The 16,336-nt window shown below is 62.5% G+C and carries 17 protein-coding genes; 8 read left to right on the top strand and 9 right to left on the bottom strand.

The genetic code is table 11. From position 1 onward, the window contains the following. Positions 1-211: 211 nt before the first annotated feature. The 3 genes from ACW5W7_RS07685 (at position 212) to ACW5W7_RS07675 (ending at position 2,869) form a co-directional block, all read left to right on the top strand. Positions 212-1,375 (top strand): FAD-dependent monooxygenase, encoded by a 1,164-nt coding sequence (locus tag ACW5W7_RS07685; protein WP_456501334.1) that lies wholly within the window; start codon positions 212-214, stop codon positions 1,373-1,375. 152 nt (positions 1,376-1,527) lie between these two features. Beyond that, positions 1,528-2,094: an isochorismatase family protein gene (locus ACW5W7_RS07680; protein ID WP_434663621.1), complete on the top strand. Its 567-nt coding sequence runs from the start codon at positions 1,528-1,530 to the stop codon at positions 2,092-2,094. A gap of 106 nt (positions 2,095-2,200) precedes the next feature. Further along, positions 2,201-2,869, top strand: a complete 669-nt coding sequence (locus tag ACW5W7_RS07675; protein ID WP_456501333.1) for a cold-shock protein — start codon at positions 2,201-2,203, stop codon at positions 2,867-2,869. A gap of 108 nt (positions 2,870-2,977) precedes the next feature. Here the strand turns inward: ACW5W7_RS07675 and ACW5W7_RS07670 are convergent, their stop codons facing one another. After that, positions 2,978-3,877 (bottom strand): LysR family transcriptional regulator, encoded by a 900-nt coding sequence (locus ACW5W7_RS07670; RefSeq protein ID WP_456501332.1) that lies wholly within the window; start codon positions 3,875-3,877, stop codon positions 2,978-2,980. 132 nt (positions 3,878-4,009) lie between these two features. On the opposite strand from ACW5W7_RS07670, the gene ACW5W7_RS07665 reads away from it, so the two are divergent. Then, positions 4,010-4,255: a hypothetical protein gene (locus ACW5W7_RS07665; protein ID WP_456501331.1), complete on the top strand. Its 246-nt coding sequence runs from the start codon at positions 4,010-4,012 to the stop codon at positions 4,253-4,255. Next, positions 4,252-4,923, top strand: a complete 672-nt coding sequence (locus ACW5W7_RS07660) for an HAD-IA family hydrolase (RefSeq protein ID WP_456501330.1) — start codon at positions 4,252-4,254, stop codon at positions 4,921-4,923. Before ACW5W7_RS07665 ends, ACW5W7_RS07660 begins: the two co-directional genes overlap by 4 nt. A 47-nt stretch (positions 4,924-4,970) precedes the next feature. Here the strand turns inward: ACW5W7_RS07660 and ACW5W7_RS07655 are convergent, their stop codons facing one another. After that, positions 4,971-6,434, bottom strand: coding sequence for a diguanylate cyclase (locus ACW5W7_RS07655; protein ID WP_456501329.1), 1,464 nt, complete (start codon positions 6,432-6,434; stop codon positions 4,971-4,973). A 103-nt stretch (positions 6,435-6,537) separates the two neighbouring features. Beyond that, a complete protein-coding gene (locus tag ACW5W7_RS07650; RefSeq protein WP_349919091.1) occupies positions 6,538-7,140 on the bottom strand; it encodes a nitroreductase family protein in 603 nt (200 codons plus the stop codon). A 289-nt stretch (positions 7,141-7,429) separates the two neighbouring features. On the opposite strand from ACW5W7_RS07650, the gene ACW5W7_RS07645 reads away from it, so the two are divergent. Both ACW5W7_RS07645 and ACW5W7_RS07640 read left to right on the top strand, forming a co-directional pair. Then, positions 7,430-8,989 carry a diguanylate cyclase domain-containing protein gene (locus ACW5W7_RS07645; protein WP_456501328.1) on the top strand — a complete coding sequence of 520 codons (1,560 nt, stop codon included), beginning with the start codon at positions 7,430-7,432 and terminating at the stop codon, positions 8,987-8,989. A 229-nt stretch (positions 8,990-9,218) separates the two neighbouring features. Continuing rightward, complete coding sequence (locus ACW5W7_RS07640) at positions 9,219-9,695, top strand: hypothetical protein (protein WP_456501327.1); 477 nt, start codon at positions 9,219-9,221, stop codon at positions 9,693-9,695. 53 nt (positions 9,696-9,748) lie between these two features. On the opposite strand, the gene ACW5W7_RS07635 is transcribed toward ACW5W7_RS07640, so the two are convergent. The 6 genes from ACW5W7_RS07635 to ACW5W7_RS07610 form a co-directional block, all read right to left on the bottom strand. Then, positions 9,749-10,705, bottom strand: a complete 957-nt coding sequence (locus tag ACW5W7_RS07635) for a D-2-hydroxyacid dehydrogenase (protein ID WP_456501326.1) — start codon at positions 10,703-10,705, stop codon at positions 9,749-9,751. Between the two features lie 89 nt (positions 10,706-10,794). Then, a complete protein-coding gene (locus ACW5W7_RS07630; RefSeq protein WP_349919085.1) occupies positions 10,795-11,544 on the bottom strand; it encodes a DUF3530 family protein in 750 nt (249 codons plus the stop codon). A 115-nt stretch (positions 11,545-11,659) separates the two neighbouring features. After that, complete coding sequence (locus tag ACW5W7_RS07625) at positions 11,660-12,268, bottom strand: DUF2238 domain-containing protein (RefSeq protein ID WP_349919083.1); 609 nt, start codon at positions 12,266-12,268, stop codon at positions 11,660-11,662. A gap of 196 nt (positions 12,269-12,464) precedes the next feature. Beyond that, on the bottom strand, positions 12,465-13,031 hold the full coding sequence (gene efp / locus ACW5W7_RS07620) for an elongation factor P (protein WP_349919081.1): 567 nt from the start codon (positions 13,029-13,031) through the stop codon (positions 12,465-12,467). 43 nt (positions 13,032-13,074) lie between these two features. Further along, complete coding sequence (earP, locus tag ACW5W7_RS07615) at positions 13,075-14,250, bottom strand: elongation factor P maturation arginine rhamnosyltransferase EarP (RefSeq protein WP_456501325.1); 1,176 nt, start codon at positions 14,248-14,250, stop codon at positions 13,075-13,077. Between the two features lie 90 nt (positions 14,251-14,340). Continuing rightward, positions 14,341-15,384, bottom strand: a complete 1,044-nt coding sequence (locus ACW5W7_RS07610; protein WP_456501324.1) for a GMP reductase — start codon at positions 15,382-15,384, stop codon at positions 14,341-14,343. 401 nt (positions 15,385-15,785) lie between these two features. Between ACW5W7_RS07610 and rloA3 the strand changes: the two genes are divergently transcribed. After that, the gene (gene rloA3 / locus ACW5W7_RS07605; protein WP_456501323.1) at positions 15,786-16,301 is read left to right on the top strand and encodes a retropepsin-like aspartic peptidase RloA3; all 516 of its coding nucleotides are present in this window, start codon (positions 15,786-15,788) and stop codon (positions 16,299-16,301) included. The last annotated feature ends 35 nt before the right edge of the window (positions 16,302-16,336 follow it).

The following is a 16,336-nucleotide window of genomic DNA, read 5'->3' as shown; positions in this document are numbered from 1 at the left end:
CGGGCATTTTACTCCGCAATGGCGGGGCTGACTAGTTAATATCCGGCAGGCCCATGGGCTGGCTGGCCGCGCCAACAGTGGCTTTGTCTCTGATTGGGCACGGCAATTCGCCGCCTCTCTCACTGTTTATCCCCCCTCCTTGCGCTATCATGCCTCCATTCGGTTTAGCCCCGCCGTGGGTTTGCGGGGCGCCCATTTCAGGAAGTACGTCATGGAACATTGCGATATCGCCATCGTCGGCGCGGGCATGGTGGGGGCCGCCACCGCCTGCCTGCTGGCGGCAGAGGGGCTCTCCGTTCGGGTCATCGAGACCCGGTTGCCCGAGCCCTATGCCCCCGAGCAGCCGCTGGATCTGCGGGTCTCCGCCATCAGCCAGGCCTCGGTGGGCCTGCTGGCCCAGGCGGGGGCCTGGCAGGCATTGCAGCAGATGCGGCTGTGCCCCTATCGCCGGCTGGAGACCTGGGAGCTGGACGGCTTCGCCACCCGCTTCGATGCCGCCACCCTGGGGCTGCCCCAGCTTGGCTACATCATCGAGAATCGACTGGTGCAGCTCGCCCTGCTCAACAGAATGGACGATTTCCCCAACATCCAGACCCATACCCCGGCGGCGGTGCAGCGGCTCACCCAGGATAGCGAACACGCGACCCTGCTGCTGGACGATGGCACCGAGTTGCGGGCGCGCTGGGTGCTGGCCTGTGACGGTGCCGAATCCCACACCCGTCGGCTTGCCGGCATCGGGGTGTCATGCTTCGAGTACCGCCAGCACTGCATGCTGATCAATATCGACACCAACTTTGCGCAAGAAGACATCACCTGGCAGCAGTTCACCCCGAGCGGCCCGCGCGCCTTCCTGCCGCTGCCGGGCCAGCATGGTTCCCTGGTGTGGTACGACAGTCCGGCCCGGATCCGTGCCCTCTCGGCCATGAGCAACGAGGCACTGACCGCCGAGGTGCGTCGCCACTTCCCGGCCCGGCTCGGTGGCTTCGCCGTCACCGGCAAAGGCAGTTTTCCCCTGGTGCGCCGCCACGCCAACGACTATCACGCCGGCCGGGTGGTGCTGCTCGGGGATGCGGCCCACACCATCAATCCCCTGGCAGGGCAGGGGGTCAACCTCGGTTTCAAGGATGTGGCCTGCTGGGTGGAACTGCTCACCAAGGCGGGAAGCGACTGGCATGAGATGGCGCTGGCCGAACGCTACACGCGTCGCCGTCGTCCGGACAATCTGCTGATGCAGTCGGGGATGGATCTCTTCTACGGGGTCTTCAGCAACGAGATTGGGCCGCTGCGCTTTGCTCGCAACCTGGCGCTCAGTCTGGCGGACAAGGCGGGGCCCCTCAAGGAGATGGCGCTGCGCTATGCGCTGGGGCTGGTCTAGGTGGCAGTGTGTTTCACTGCTTTATTTATATTTGGTGAATTATAAGTCTTAAGGATTGATGTATTTAGTGTTTTATATGGCTGCAGGCCGCGCCGCTGATGATGTCGGCGGACGCGAGGGCTGAACGATATCTCACCATAGGGGAGCACATCATGAACAAGGCACTGCTGGTCATCGACTTTATCAACGACATCGCGCACCCGGACGGGCGCATCGCCGCCTCGGCGGCCCATGTGGTGGAGCAGGACGCCATCGCTCACGCCAATCAGGCGCTGGCCCATGCCCGGGCCCAGGGCTGGCTGGTGATCCTCATCAAGGTGGGCTTCGACGCCGGTTACCAGTTGCAGCCGAAGGACTCCCCCATGTTCGGCCGGGCCAAGCAGTTTGGCGCCCTGTCGCTGGCGGGCAGCGGCACCGACTTTCACCCCGAGCTGGATGTGCAGCCCGGCGATCTGGTGCTGACCAAGCCCAGAGTCAGCCCCTTCTACGGCACGGCGCTGGAGCCTGCCCTGCGGGCCAACCGGATCGATCACCTCTATCTGTGCGGGGTCAGCACCAGCTGGGCCATCCAGGCCGCCACCCGGGACGGGCACGACAGGGATTACGCCATTACCATACTGGAGGACGCCTGCGCCGCCGCCGATGCCATGGATCATCACGGCTCCTTGCGCCAGCTTGGGCGCATCGCCGAGATCATCAAGGTGGATCAACTGGGCTGAGGCCGCCCCTGTCCCGCCCTGTTGGTCTGAAACGGCACGGCGGCTATTGATACCGCGCGTATTTCGGGCAACATGATGACACACCGCTGACCACAAGGATGAGGACATGCGTTATCAGGGCAGGATAGTGAGTTGGAACGCGTCGCGGGGCTTTGGCTTTATCAAGCCGGAGTCGGGGGCCCAGGGGGTGGGCAGCGAGGCGCAAGGGTCGCCGGATCTCTTCGTGCACGCCTCGGCGCTCAACCATGATGGCGGGCCCCCCAAGGTGGGGGAGCGAGTCTCTTACCTGCTCGGGACCGGCAAGGACGGCAAGCCCTGCGCCCTGCAGGTGTTCTTCCCCGAGCGGCCCCTGTCCCTTGCCGATGGCTTCACCCCCGCCCCAGCGCGATCGGCGCCGCGGCGCAACGAGTCGATCCGGGTCGCGGCACCAGCGACGGCGCGGCCCCGTCCCACCTACAGGCGCAAGAGCAACTGGCGGGGCAAGCTGATCCCCCTGCTGGTGCTGGCGGGCCTGTTTTCCCTCTATTCCCGCTTCTCGGCCGAGTCACCCTCACCCCTGCCGGCCTCCTCGCCCATGAGTGCTGAGGTCAGTGTTTTCGATAGCGTCCCGTCGGCACCCGCCTTTGTCAGACAATGCGACGGCAGGCAGTACTGCTCCCAGATGACCTCGTGCGAGGAAGCCACCTGGTTTTTGCAAAATTGCCCCAATACCAAGATGGATGGCCACGGCAGAGGCAACGGCATTCCCTGCGAAAGCCAGTGGTGTGGCCATTGAGCGACCCAGGCTCGCGGGAGAAACGGTCAGCCGACCTGGCCTGACTGACCTGTTTGGCTGACGAGAGTGGCCGCAATGGCGGAGTCCTCATGCCTCATGCCTCATGCCTCAGGTGGCAGATCTGACCTGCGGGTGGGCGGCCTTGACCAGCGCCAGAAACTGATCCCGGATGGGATCGGCGAAGGTCGAATTCCACACCAAGCTGATTTCCCACTGTGAATAGGGGCCGAAGAGGGGGTAGAGGGTGACGTCAGGCCCGGCGATAAAGCTGACGCTGCGGGGCAGGATGGCGTTGCCGATCCCGGCGGCGACCAGGGCCACCAGGGTCTGGATGTCCTCCGCCTCCTGAATGACGCCGGTCAGCCGGTTGGCGCCGAGGTAGTTGGCGATCTGCTGGGTGAGGCCGGGGCAACGATGGCCCACCATCTGCAGCAGGGGCTGCTCTACCAGCGCCTTCTCCACCTCGAAGGCGGCGGGATCCGGCCCTATCAGCTGGGTGGGGACCGCCAGCACCAGGCTGTCCGTCAGCAACCTGTGTTCGTGCAGCTGTGGCGCCTGTGGCCTTCGCATGAAACCGACCTGCAACTGGCCGGAGAGCAGCATCTCGTGCTGGATGGCGGAGGGCATGTCCTGCAAATGCACCATCACTTCGGGGACCTGCTGCTTGAAGCGGGCCACCAGGGAGGGCGCCAGCACGAAGCTCGACAGGCCGAATCCCATCTTGAGCCGCCCGGCGAGGCCGCTCGCCAGCGCCAGGGCATGGCGTTCGAACTCCCTGCCATGATCGACCAGGGCGCGGGCCTGGCTGAGCAACTGCACGCCGATGGCGGTCAGCTCGGCGCCGTGGCGACCCCGGTTGAACAAGGTGCTGCCAAGGGCCAGCTCCAGCCCCTGGATCTGCTTGGTGAGCGCCGGCTGGGTGATGAACAGCCGGTTGGCGGCCTCCCGGTAGTTGGCCGTCTCCGCCAGGGTCACGAATGCCTGCAACTGCCTCAGATCGAATTTCATTCCGTTTGGTTATCCATTCCGTTTGATTATCAAATGTGGCGATTTAGTGATTATAAATTATCTATTTACCTTGTTCTAATGGTGTCGCAGCGGGCCGGAGGTCGGCCTGAACGGGGAACGAGGAGTCACACCATGCAAAGCGAACGCTATCTGTTTTTAATCAAGGGCAGCCTCATCATGGCCCAGCCGCTGGCGGCGGCCGAGACGGGGGAGCTGTTGACCAGCCTGTTGTCGCAAGGCTTCGTGGTCGCTCCCCTGCTGGTGTGGGCGAGCGACACCGAGCAGGCCCTGGCCTGTTACGAGGGGATGGCCCAGCGGCAGGCGTTGGTCAGTTCGCTCTCCGGTGTCGACCCCATGCTGGCGGGGGCGACGACATGAGTGCCATCGTGCTGCGGGCCAAGGCCCTGCTGCTGGACATGGATGGCACCCTGATCAAGTCGACCGCAGGCGTGGAGACCGTATGGCGCCAGTGGTGCCAGCACCACGGGCTGGCGCCCGAGCCCGTGCTCGCCATGTGTCACGGTGTGCGGGCCAGGGAGATCATCGAGGCGCTGGCACCCTGGCTGGACATGGCGCAGGAGATGGCGCGGCTGGATGAGCTGGAGTTGCGACACGGGGGCGTGGCCGAGTCCATCGAGGGGGCTCATCCCTTGCTCCATGGCCTGCCTGCCGCTCGCTGGGCCCTGGTCACCTCTGCCAGCAAGCGGGTGGCACGGGGTCGGCTCACCGATGCCGGCCTGCCGCAGCCGGGGTTGATGGTGGGTGGGGATGACGTGGTGCGGGGCAAACCGGATCCCGAGCCTTATCTGCTGGCAGCCACCCGCCTTGGTCTGGATCCCGCCGATTGCCTGGTGTTCGAGGATGCACCGGCGGGCATTGCCAGCGCTTTGCAGGCCGGTTGCCGGGTGGTGCAGGTCGGGGGTACTCGCCTGCACCATGACCGGGCGAGTGGCTGGATCCCTGACTGGCGGCGAGTGCAGGTAACGGATGAGGTCGAGGGCCTGCGGCTGGTGCTGGCGGAGCAGTGTGAACCGCTGCCCAGTTGAATTTAGGTAGATGATGCTGTGGCAAAGGAGGCCATCAACCGAATGGATCAGAGGCTGAGTGGCCGGGTAGATACGGGATTATCCTGCTCGTCATCCGGATGTTGCTCCACCCGGTTGCGGCCGTTGCGCTTGGCCTGATAAAGCGCCTTGTCCGCCCCTGAGAGCAGTCTGTCGAGGCTATAGGGGCCGCCCTGCTGGCAGATGATGCCGATGCTGACGGTGGCGCTGACCCCCTGCTGGTCCTCATCCCTGACGCTCAGTGCGGCCACCTGCTCACGCAGCCGCTCGACCACCTCCAGCGCCTGGGGCCGGGTGGTCGCCGGCAGCAACACCACAAACTCCTCCCCCCCGAGGCGGGCGAACAGATCCCCCTTGCGCAAGTGCTGGCGAACGGTATCGCTGAAGGCCTTGAGCAAGGCATCACCCGCTTCGTGGCCATGGTTGTCGTTGATGCGCTTGAAGTTGTCCAGATCCAGCATGCAGACCGCGACGGATTGCTGTCGCAGCGCCTGGTGCGCCAGCATGGTCTGGGCCTGGGGCCAGAAGCCGGTGCGGTTGAGGGCGCCGGTCAGGTGATCGTGATGGGCCAGATATTCCATCTTGCTCAGCAGGGCGTTGCGGGCGGCCATGATGCTGGCGGCGGTGAGGGGGGTGAGGGCGATCAGCATGAGGCCGATGCGGACCGAGAACATCCAGTACTGGGTCTGGGCGTCGTGATTGATGGTCAGATAGCCGCTGGAGAGCGCGATCAGGGTCAGGGTGCTGAAGCACAGGGAGAGCAGGGTGGTGCTGAACAGCGAATAGCTGACGGCGCACCAGAGCAGAGCGGGCACCGGGAAGACGATGGAGCCGGGTCCCTCGATCAACAGGGCCAGCAGCAGGGTGGCAAGGAAGCTCAGCAGCGGCAGCAGCTTGGCCAACGAGATGTCTGGCCGATAGACGTCGGTGCGCCACCGGGTCATGACGGCGAGCGAGGGCAGGGCCAGGATGACCGGCAAGATGGCCATGTAGTTGACCAGCTCGCTGGCAAACCAGAAGCCGAGTCCGTAGAGGATGTCACCGCTGAACAGCACGGGGTTGATGAAGGCACCGACCAGGCCGGCGGCGAGGGAGGCAGCAATGATGATCAGCAGCAGATAGACGATGGAGGTCGGGCGTCTGAGCCGGACATCCTCGTGATCAAGGCGGCGAAACAGCAGGTAACCGACGCCGACCCCTGCCAGGTTGCCCAGGGTCAACAGGGCCGTCTTGATGGCACTGTCATCGGTGAAGAGCGCGGCGATGAGGTAGCCCGCGATCCCGCCGAGCCAGCCTGCCGGCGAGGCCAGTCGCGGGTAGCGCAGCATGATGCCGAGCAGAACCGCATTGGCGGGCCAGAAGGCGGCCAGCAGTTCGGGAGGTCGGGTGAAGATGCCGATGAGGGAAAACAGGCAGACCAGGGCAGTGACCCAGAGCAGGGCGTAGGGGGGGAAGAGTCTGGATGGCGCACTCTGTGGGCGGCTCTCTTTCATGAGACTCTCCTCATCTTGGTCGGGTGTCATGAGTATGGGGGCAAGTCAGAGGCGATGGGGGAAATCCGTGGAAAGCCTCCCCCGAGGGGGAGGCTTGAGTCGATCAACCGAATACGCGGAAGCGAACGTCGTCACCGATAAAGGTCTTGTCACCGGCCGCCTGCTTGATGCTGCCAAAGGGCATCTGGGCGCGCAGTTTCCAGCTGGCTGGCAGGTCCCATTGCTGGCGTACCGCATCGTCGATCAGCGGGTTGTAGTGTTGCAGGGTGGCACCAATCCCTTCCTGGGCCAGGGCGGTCCAGACGGTGAACTGGGCGATACCGGTGGAGTGTTCGGACCAGACGGGGAAGTTGTCGGCATAGAGCGCAAACTGCTCTTGCAGCCCCTTGACGACATCGGTGTCTTCAAAGAAGAGCACGGTACCAAAGCCGGCGCGGAAGCAGCCGTCGACCTTGCCTTCACTCTGGGCATAGGCTTCGGGCGGCACAATCTTTTTCAGCTCGGCCTTGACGAGATCCCACACCTTGTGGTGCTGCTCGCCGAACAGGATGACGGCGCGTGAGCTTTGGGAGTTGAAGGCGGAAGGGCTCTGCTTGATGGCCTCCTGGATCAGGGCGGTCAGCTGGGCCGGGGTTTGAGAAACCTGGTCACCCAGGGCATAGATGGAACGACGTACCTTGATCTGTTCGATAAATGGACTGCTCATAACATCTCCTTTGTTTGATAAACCATCAAACCAGTGGCGGCCAAAGAGGCCGTCTGGCTCCGATTTCTCGAGTGATCGACTATAACACCTTCCGCACAATAAGCCGTCAACGCTGGGTAATGACTGTTTCTACTTTTTATGAATATTCACATGACAAAACCGGAAATTGCGGCCGGGATAAACAATGTCGCTTTTATCAATAAACGGAGACGTTAATGATTTCAATCAATTAATTGGAAGCATATTTCACCATAGAATCGAGCCAGTATCATATTTTATAGAGGGCGGCATGGCTGGCGGGATCATCAAAAAACGTTACTACATACTGACCCCGCTCTCCTTCTTCCTCGGTGCTCTGGTGCTCATCTCCACCTTGCTGCTGGCCATGGCCAGCTACCTGCGCAGCATCGACAAGACGGTGGCTGGCTATGAGCAGATGCTCGCCTCCATCGATGCCACCCTGATCCAGGAGATGGTGCTGGACAACCAGCGTCAGCTCGCCGTGCTGGAGGCGTCACTGGACAAACAGGCCATCGCTAGGGGCGAGTCGGCCGTTAATCCTATCTGGGCCATCGCCCACCAGTTCAAGCACGACGCTCACTATCTCTACTTCTACAACGCCCGCTTTGGCGAGATCAGCAGCTACCCCGCCAGGGCCTTGCCCATGTATTACGATCCGCGACAACGACCCTGGTACCAAGCCATGAACAGCGACAGCGACGAGCTGATCTGGTTTGGCCCTTATCAGGACTTCAACTCAGACAATCAGAGTCTGACTCTGATCAAGCGAGTCGAAGGGGATGGCAAGCTACTGGGCCTGCTGATGGTGGACCTATCGTTTGACAGCTTGCAAAAAGCGTTGCACCGGGCCATGGGGGATGAGCAGGTCGCCATCTACCTCACGGCGCGCAAGACTGGCCAGGTCATAGTGGGGGAGAACTTGGGTTTGATTCCGGCAGTGCAGGACGAAAACGCGGAGCCGGGGGCCCTCGGGCTGAACGTTATCCGACATGGCCGTCACCTCAAGACCGAGCTGGCCGATGTGGGCTGGGATCTCAATATCTACCTGCCACCGGCCCAGTTTCACGATAGCTTGCGGGAGACATTGCTGATGGTGGTGCTGCCCCTGCTGGCACTGCTCGCTCTCTGGCTCTGCAGCCTGATCTTCCTGGTGCGGATATTCCGCCAGGAGCAGGCGCTGGTGGAAGGCTCGCTGCAAGGCATCATGCAAAACACGGCCATGGCGAACACTCCTGGCCGGCCCAGAACCTGGTTCGTGCACGATAGCCTGGGCGGCCTCGATGAGGTCAGAACCAGCTTGCTGCAAGGGCAGGATGCCCTGTTGCACGATCCTCTCACCGGCATCATGAACCGGCGCGCCTTCGATGAGTACAGGTGCAAGCTCGAGCAGGCGGGCACGCCCTACTGGCTGGTGTTGATCGACGTGGATCGCTTCAAGCGGATCAATGACAACTGGGGACATGGCGTCGGGGATGCTGTGCTTTACCGCATCGCTACCATATTGGCCCGGACTCTTGGGGATGAGCAGGTATACCGTATCGGCGGTGATGAGTTTGCCGCTATTTTGCTCTGGGATCGCCACGAGGTTGAATCCCGGCTGACCCACCTCCTCGCTAGGGTGCGAGGGCTGAAGTGGCGCGAGTTCAAGGAGTCCATCACCCTGAGCGCGGGAGGGGCGCACTACCCGGACACAGAGGGTTGCCTGTTTGAACGGGCCGACGAGTATCTGTATCGGAGCAAGCATCAGGGAAGAGACTGCTGGCACCTGCCTGCCGCGCGGGATCAGCCCCTCGAGGGAGGGGTCGTGACAGTATCTGTCCGAGCGTGATGAAGCAAAAATAGTCAGTGGTAAATGGAAAGTGGGTCACAGGGGGGATAATTTCCACTGTGACCTTTTTTTTTAATGAATTTTCAAATGGTTAACCTGTTTAATTTAACAGCGTCGCAGAGCAGAGACAGTCTGTTGGCCGATGGCATGCTGCTTGTCCCAGTAGCGGAGCGTCCGGCGCTTTGTATAGTGCAGGAAAATAATCAATCAGGTTTGACAGGAGTACTCCATGGACGCGAAAAAACACGGCATGGGCGCGATGGCGCTGTTGGGGGCACTGATGCTGGCCAGCGGTGCGGCGCAGGCTTCGGAAACCCTCAATACCATACTCGGCGGCGGGGCTGGCGGGGTGGCTGGCACCATGATAGGCAAGCAGCTCGGTGGTGACACCGGTGCCCTGGTAGGGGCCGCCCTCGGTGGCGCGGCTGGTGGCGCGGCGACCGCCGACAGAGGCAACAAGAACGAGGCCGCCCTTGGCGGTGCGGTCGGTGCCCTGGGTGGCGCCGCCATCGGCAAGAGCGTAGGGGGTGATACCGGTCGCCTGATCGGGGCCGGCATCGGCGGTGCCGGTGGCTCCGCCATCGGGGCGCGCACCGGTGACGGTCACGAGAGCAAGAACGATCGCTATTACGACGACAGGCACTATCACAAGCACCACAAGAAGTACAAGAAACACCGCAAGCACAGATGGCATGACGATGACTGATTGCATCTGCACATCAAAAAAGGGGCCCCGGGCCCCTTTTTTGATCCCGGCCCTCAGACCAGGCGGTGCTGACGGCGCCCCAGAGAGAAGGCGTTGATGTTGTCGATCAGCTGATCCGCGAGGCGCTGCATCGACTCATCGCTGGCCCAGGCCACGTGGGGGGTCAGGATGAAGTTCGGGTATTGCAGGGCCCGCATCAGGGGATGATCCGGCGGGGGCGGCTCCTGACTCACCACATCGAAGCCGGCGCCACCGAGCCGGCCGTTGGCCAGCGCCATCAGCAATGCCTGTTCATCCACCAGGCCACCGCGCCCCACGTTGATGAGCAGGGCGCCCGGTTTCATCATGGCCAGCTCCCGCTCACCGATGAGGTGACGGGTATAGGGGGTCAGCGGACAGTGCAGGCTGATGACATCCGAACTCTGCAGCAGGGTCTCAAGGGGCAGGCGGTCATCGTCTCCGGGCGCCCCGACCTGGCTCTGGGCGTAGAAGACCTCCATGCCGATGGCGCCGGCCCGTTGACCCAGGGCCTGGCCCAGGGTGCCCTTGCCGATGATGCCGAGACGCTTGCCGTGAAGATCCGAGATGGGGTGATCGAAGAAGCAGAACTGACCGCTCTGCTGCCAGCGGCCTTCCAGCAGGGACTGGCGCCAGGCGAACAGATTGCGCGACAGGGCCAGCATCAGCGCCATGGCGTGTTCGGGCACCGAGGGGCCCGAGTAGTTGCGAATGTTGCACACCGCGACCTGAGCCGCGCGGCAGGCGTCCAGATCCAGGTTGTCGCTGCCGGTGGCCGCCAGGGCGATCAACTTGAGATCCGGCAGCCTGGCCAGCTCGGCGGCGCCGATGCGCACCTTGTTGATGATGGCGATGCTGGCGCACTGGAGCCGCTCCACCACCTGATCCGGCGCCGTGGTGGGGTAGCTTTGCCAGTGATGGGGAAAATCGGGGCGACCCAGCTTGATGCCGGCGTCCAGGGTGTCGCTGTCGAGAAACACGATTTGCTGCATGAAGCCTCCTGCCATTGATGAGGCCATGATGCCAAAAAGGGGGGCAGGCTGACCAGTGCAGCCTGTGGCCGCCGTCGCTGCTGGATGTCTCAGATCCAGCCGAGATGGGTCAGCCAGCCCTGGATGCGACCTGGGGTCTCGTCGAGCGCCATCAGGGCGTAGGGGCGGTAGTTGAGTTTGTGGCTGCGCCGACTCTCGCTGCGCCTGGCCTCGGCCGCCAGCAGGGGCCAGCGGGCCCCCTCCTCCTGATAGAGATCCAGGGTCGGGATACTGACCTGGGCCACCTGCTTGGCCAGGGTCTGATTGCTCTGCGGATTGGGGAAGAAACCATCCAGCAGCACCAGGGCGTCAGGGGCGGGCAGTTGCTCGCTGGTGATGAGGTTGGCGGCCCAGGCCGCGCTGGTGCCCTGGGCCAACAACAGCTTGAAGCCCCCCTCCTGCAACTTGGCGTCGCTGAGCTTGACGATCCGCTCGGCGAATTGCTGGCGGAAGCTGTCGATGGATGCCTGTTTCTTCTCGGCCGCCGGATCCAGTTCGAACTGCTGGGGGGAGGGGAGCAGCAAGAGGGTATCGAAGCCGAGTCGGCCGAGATCCCGGGTCAGCTGCCAGAGCTGGCCGCTGCGTTGCCAGTCCGGCAACAGGATGGCGAGCCCCAGGTAGTTGTCGCTGCTGTGTCTGGCGAACAAGACCCGCTGCTTGTCCACCTGGGTGCTGTCCGGCAGACCCTGCCAGTCCCCCGATTGCCAGTGATCGAGGGGGGCTGGGGGCGTGATCTCGCTGGCCGGCACGGTGGTGCTTGCCAGCAGGCTCAACAACAGCAGTAAGGATGATTTGACCATAGGCGCTCCCCGGTTCACTGGGTTAGCGGCGGCGGGCCCGTTTTCTGAAGGGAAACGTGCGATGACGCGACAGGATCGTGCTGACAGGGGAAGGGCCATCCCTTCCCCTCAGCCCTCAGCAAGTGAGTCTGGCGAGCTGCCTGTCGTGCAGGGGAGTCAGGAGCAGCAGGGCGCTGATGGCGCCAACGAGGGCACAGAACATGTCGGACTGGGTGTCCCAGGGATCCCCCTGGGTGCCGAGGAACTCGTCGGCTCCCTGACCGAGCGCGAGGGCCGCTCCCCACTCGATCAGCTCATAACTGGCACTGATGGCCAGCACCACGCAGATGACGAGGAACGCCAGCATGCGCTTGCCCTGCACATGGTGACCTCGCAGCAGTATCTCCCGGCAGGCGAGGGCGGGGACGAAACCCTGGAAGAAGTGGCCAATCTTGTCATAGGGGTTGCGGCTGAGTTCAAACCACTGTTGCAGGTCGAAACCCAGCGGCACCCTGGCATAGGTATAGGTCCCCCCCAGCATCAGCACGGCGGCGTGCACGGTGATCCCGAGATAGAGCAGGGTGGTGAGGGGGAAGTGCTTGTGGGTGAGGATCAGCAGCGGCATGACGATGAGTACGGGGACGATTTCCAGCAGCCAGGTCAGCCGGTCATAGGGTTGCCAGCCGGAGAGTGCCAGCAGGATCAGGGTGAGCAACAGCAGCAGGATTTTTTGAGAAGATGTCATAGGGCGCCTGTGATGAAGAAGAAACCTGATGTCATGATGTAGCCGCAATTGTGGCCAATGAAAAGGGGCAATGGCATTTTCTCTGATCCTGGGCCTGGGGTCATTGACCGGGGCTGAACCAGCCGCGAACCTAGGGCAGATAAAGAAAAAGCGAGCCTTGGGCTCGCTTTTTGTCCGAACTGGCTTCGCAGTCAACTTAGTTGACGCGACGCTTGAACTCGCCGGTACGGGTATCGATTTCGATCTTGTCGCCGATCTCTACGAAGGCGGCAACGGCCAGCTCGTAGGTGGTGCCCTTCAGGCGGGCCGGCTTGGTCACTTTACCGGAGGTGTCGCCACGGGCGGCCGGCTCGGTGTACTCCACTTCGCGAACGATGGTGGTTGGCAGTTCTACGGAGATGGCTTTCTCGTTGTAGAAAGTCACTTCACACAGATCTTCCATGCCGTCTACCAGGTAGTTCAGCGCGTCACCCAGGTTGTCTTTCTCGACGTCGTACTGGTTGTACTCGGTATCCATGAAGACATACAGGGGGTCGGAGAAGTAGGAGTAGGTGCACTCTTTACGCTCCAGTTGAACGACTTCCAGCTTGTCGTCAGCCTTGAATACGGTCTCGGTGGCGCTGCCGTTCAGCAGGCCTTTCAGCTTCATCTTGACCACGGCGGAGTTACGGCCGGATTTGTTGAATTCGGCTTTCTGGACCACCATCGGCTCGGTACCGATCATGACGACGTTACCAGCGCGGATTTCCTGTGCGGTTTTCATGTAAAAATTCCTGTTCGTATACGGGCAGATAAAAACTGCCAGATTATATACGGCTTTCTAAAAATTTCACCAGCCGAGTGACGAGATCCCCGTCGACGAGCAGCTTCTGTGACCAGGCTCGCGCATGTTGTTGCCAAACTGTGGCGTATTGTGGCCATTGTGCCCAGAGTTCGCCGACATCGTGCCCGTGATTGAGGGCGTGGCTGACATCGCGCAGCCACTGGGCCGCATCTGCGGGCAGCGCCGCCAGATAGTGCGCGAGGAAGTCGTCCAGCTTGGCGATGTGGGCCTCATCGTCTTGGGGATAGATGTGCCACAGGAAGGGGCGGGCAGCCCACTGGGCCCGTACGAAGGAGTCTTCCCCGCGCACCAGGTTGAGATCGCAGCTCCAGAGCAGTCGATCGTAACCGGCCTGATCCGTCATCGGCAGCAGCTTGATACAAAGGTTACCCGCTTGCAGCCGATCTCCCGCGCTGGCTGTCGTGATGGCCTCCTCCAGCCCGGCACCGGTGAGCACGTCATTGAGGGAGCGCCCGAGGGGCAGCAGCAGGGTGACCGGGGTGGCGCCCTGGCACCAGCTCTGCACCAGGCTTCCGAGCGCCGCGCTCTCGTAGGTAAAGAGGCTGACCCGCAGCTCGTGCGCCTGCTTGGGGGGCAGTCCCAGGCTGGCCCAGTAGGCATCGAGCCCCGCCTCATCTTGTTGCCACTGCCCTCGCGCCGCAATCAGCCCCTGTTCGCACAAGAGTCCTCCGGTTCTGGCGGTGAAGCCCGGGAAGAAGAAGTATTTGTCGAGACTCTGATTGCCGACCCGCTGGGGGGAGGCGAGGGCGTGGCACTCCTCGACCCAGGACTCGGCCGAGAGGTACTCCAGGTTGATCCAGCAGGGCGGGGGGCTCTGCTGGGCCATGCGCTCGATGAAGGGGGTGGGCAGCGTGCAGGCAAAGGCCTCTATCACCACCCTGGCAGGTATGGCATCGGCGGGCAGGACATCGTGCCAGTGCTGGACATGGATGCCCTCCACCCACTGGCTGTCCAGTGCCGGATCCAGTCCGGGGCAGATGCGGGCGAAGCTCGCCAGATCGTCCACCCAGAGCCTGACGAGGCCATGATTCTCCTGCTGCAACTGGCGGGCGAGCCGCCAAGTGACGCCGATGTCGCCGAAATTGTCCACGACGGTGCAGAAGATATCCCAGTCAAACGGGGGGAGGGAGGGGGTCATGTCAGGGCATCCAGATGCAAAAAACCGGTGCGCAGGGTAGCACACCGGTGGCTTGGCTTCTAACGGTCGGCGGCGGGGCCTAAGCGGGCGTTACTCCTTGCCGTAGACGTTGTTCTCCTGCTCCCGCACCCGGATGAAGGTAGTTCGCTTGGTCAGCTCTTTCAGCTGGCTGGCACCGACATAGGTACAGGTGGAGCGCACACCGCCGAGGATATCGCGCACGGTATTTTCCACCGGGCCGCGGTAGGGCAGCAGTACCGTCTTGCCCTCGGAGGCGCGATAGTCGGCGACGCCGCCTGCGTGCTTGTCCATGGCGCTGGATGAGCTCATGCCGTAGAACTTCATGAAGGGGGAGCCATCGACCTCCACCAGTTCGCCGCCGCACTCCTCGTGGGCCGCCAGCATGCCGCCCAGCATCACGAAGTCGGCCCCGCCGCCAAAGGCCTTGGCCACATCCCCCGGGCAGGTGCAGCCGCCGTCACCGACGATCTGGCCGCCAAGGCCGTGGGCCGCATCGGCGCACTCGATGATGGCGGAAAGCTGGGGGTAGCCGACCCCGGTCTTGACTCGGGTGGTGCAGACCGAGCCCGGGCCTATGCCCACCTTGACGATGTCGGCGCCGGAGAGGATCAGCTCCTCCACCATCTCGCCGGTGACCACGTTGCCTGCCAGGATGACGTGGTTCGGGCAGGCTTCGCGAATTTTGCGCAGGAACTCGACGAAGTGCTGGGAGTAGCCATTGGCGACGTCTACGCAGATGAAGCGCAAGGCGTCGGACATGGCCAGGATCTGGCGGGTCTTGGTGAAGTCCTCCTCCGAGGTGCCGGTGGAGACCATCACGTGGCCGAGCAAGGCCGGGTCGGTCTCGTTCACGAAGGCTTGCCACTGCGCGAGGCTGTAGTGCTTGTGCACCGCCGTCATCATCTCGAAGCTGGCCAGAGTTTTTGCCATGGCGAAACTGCCCACGGTATCCATGTTGGCGGCGATGACGGGTACCCCCTGCCACTGGGTCTGGGTGTGCTTGAAGGTGAATTGACGGGTCAGGCTGACTTGGGAACGGCTCTTGAGAGTAGAGCGCTTGGGGCGGAACAGTACATCCTTGAAACCGAGCTTCAAGTCTTCTTCGATACGCATTGAGAATTCCTTTTTGAGCCTTGTTGGTGCGTCACTTTGCAGTGGCAAATTATCGGCAGGCGCAAAAAAACCGCAGGTTTTCAAGGCCTCCGGTTTACAACAGTCTAGGCAAAAATCCCGTCAGAACAAGACTGATAATTTGCAAATCCTTGTGGTAGCCTTTGGCGTCACAACCTGAGCTCAGCGACGGATGTCATCCAGCGCCACGTCAGGGCTCCATCTCATCTCCTCGTTGCCCATTTTTTCTCCCCGGAGTCAGCCGCTGTCGCGGGACTTGGCCAAACCCTCGCCCATTGCTCACCCCTGACTGCTGCGCGGATCTTGCCAGTTGACACTCCCCTTGCGTCTGCTCACTCTGACAGGGCGAGCCACCAGAGGCCGAGCCCGATGAGGAAAAGATCATGCCCGGATCACACAAGGCCAGTTGGCTGTTATTGACCCTGCTTTGCCTGCCTGTGGCAGCCCAGGCCGCCCCCACCGTCTACGGCTGGGTCGAGAAGGGGTTGATCATGCCGGATACCCGTGCGAACAAGGGGGTGGCGGTGAAAATGAAGCTCGACACCGGCGCTCTCACCTCCTCGATGGATGCGCGCTCGCTGCAACACTTCAAACGCGATGGCAAGCCCTGGGTACGCTTCTCTCTGGTGCTGACCGATGCCAATACCGACAAGGAGGTGCGCCAGACGCTGGAGCGACCGGTTGAGCGCACCGTCACCGTGCGCGGCGCAGGGGGCATGGAGGAGCGGCCCACGGTGACCATGTCCATCTGTCTCGGTGACAAGGTCTACAAGGAGTGGTTCACCCTGCGGGATCGCAGCGACATGAACTATCCGGTATTGCTGGGGCGGCGCCTGCTGGCCGAGTTGGGACCGGTGGACTCCGGTCGCACCTTCACCGTACAGCCGAGCTGCGACTGATCCCTTCGCTTTTTGTGAATGAAAACGGCCCCGCG

This window comes from Aeromonas intestinalis (assembly GCF_054052485.1).
The sequence above is the reverse complement of the archived record's forward strand: the minus strand, read 5'-3'. Positions and strand labels throughout refer to the sequence as shown.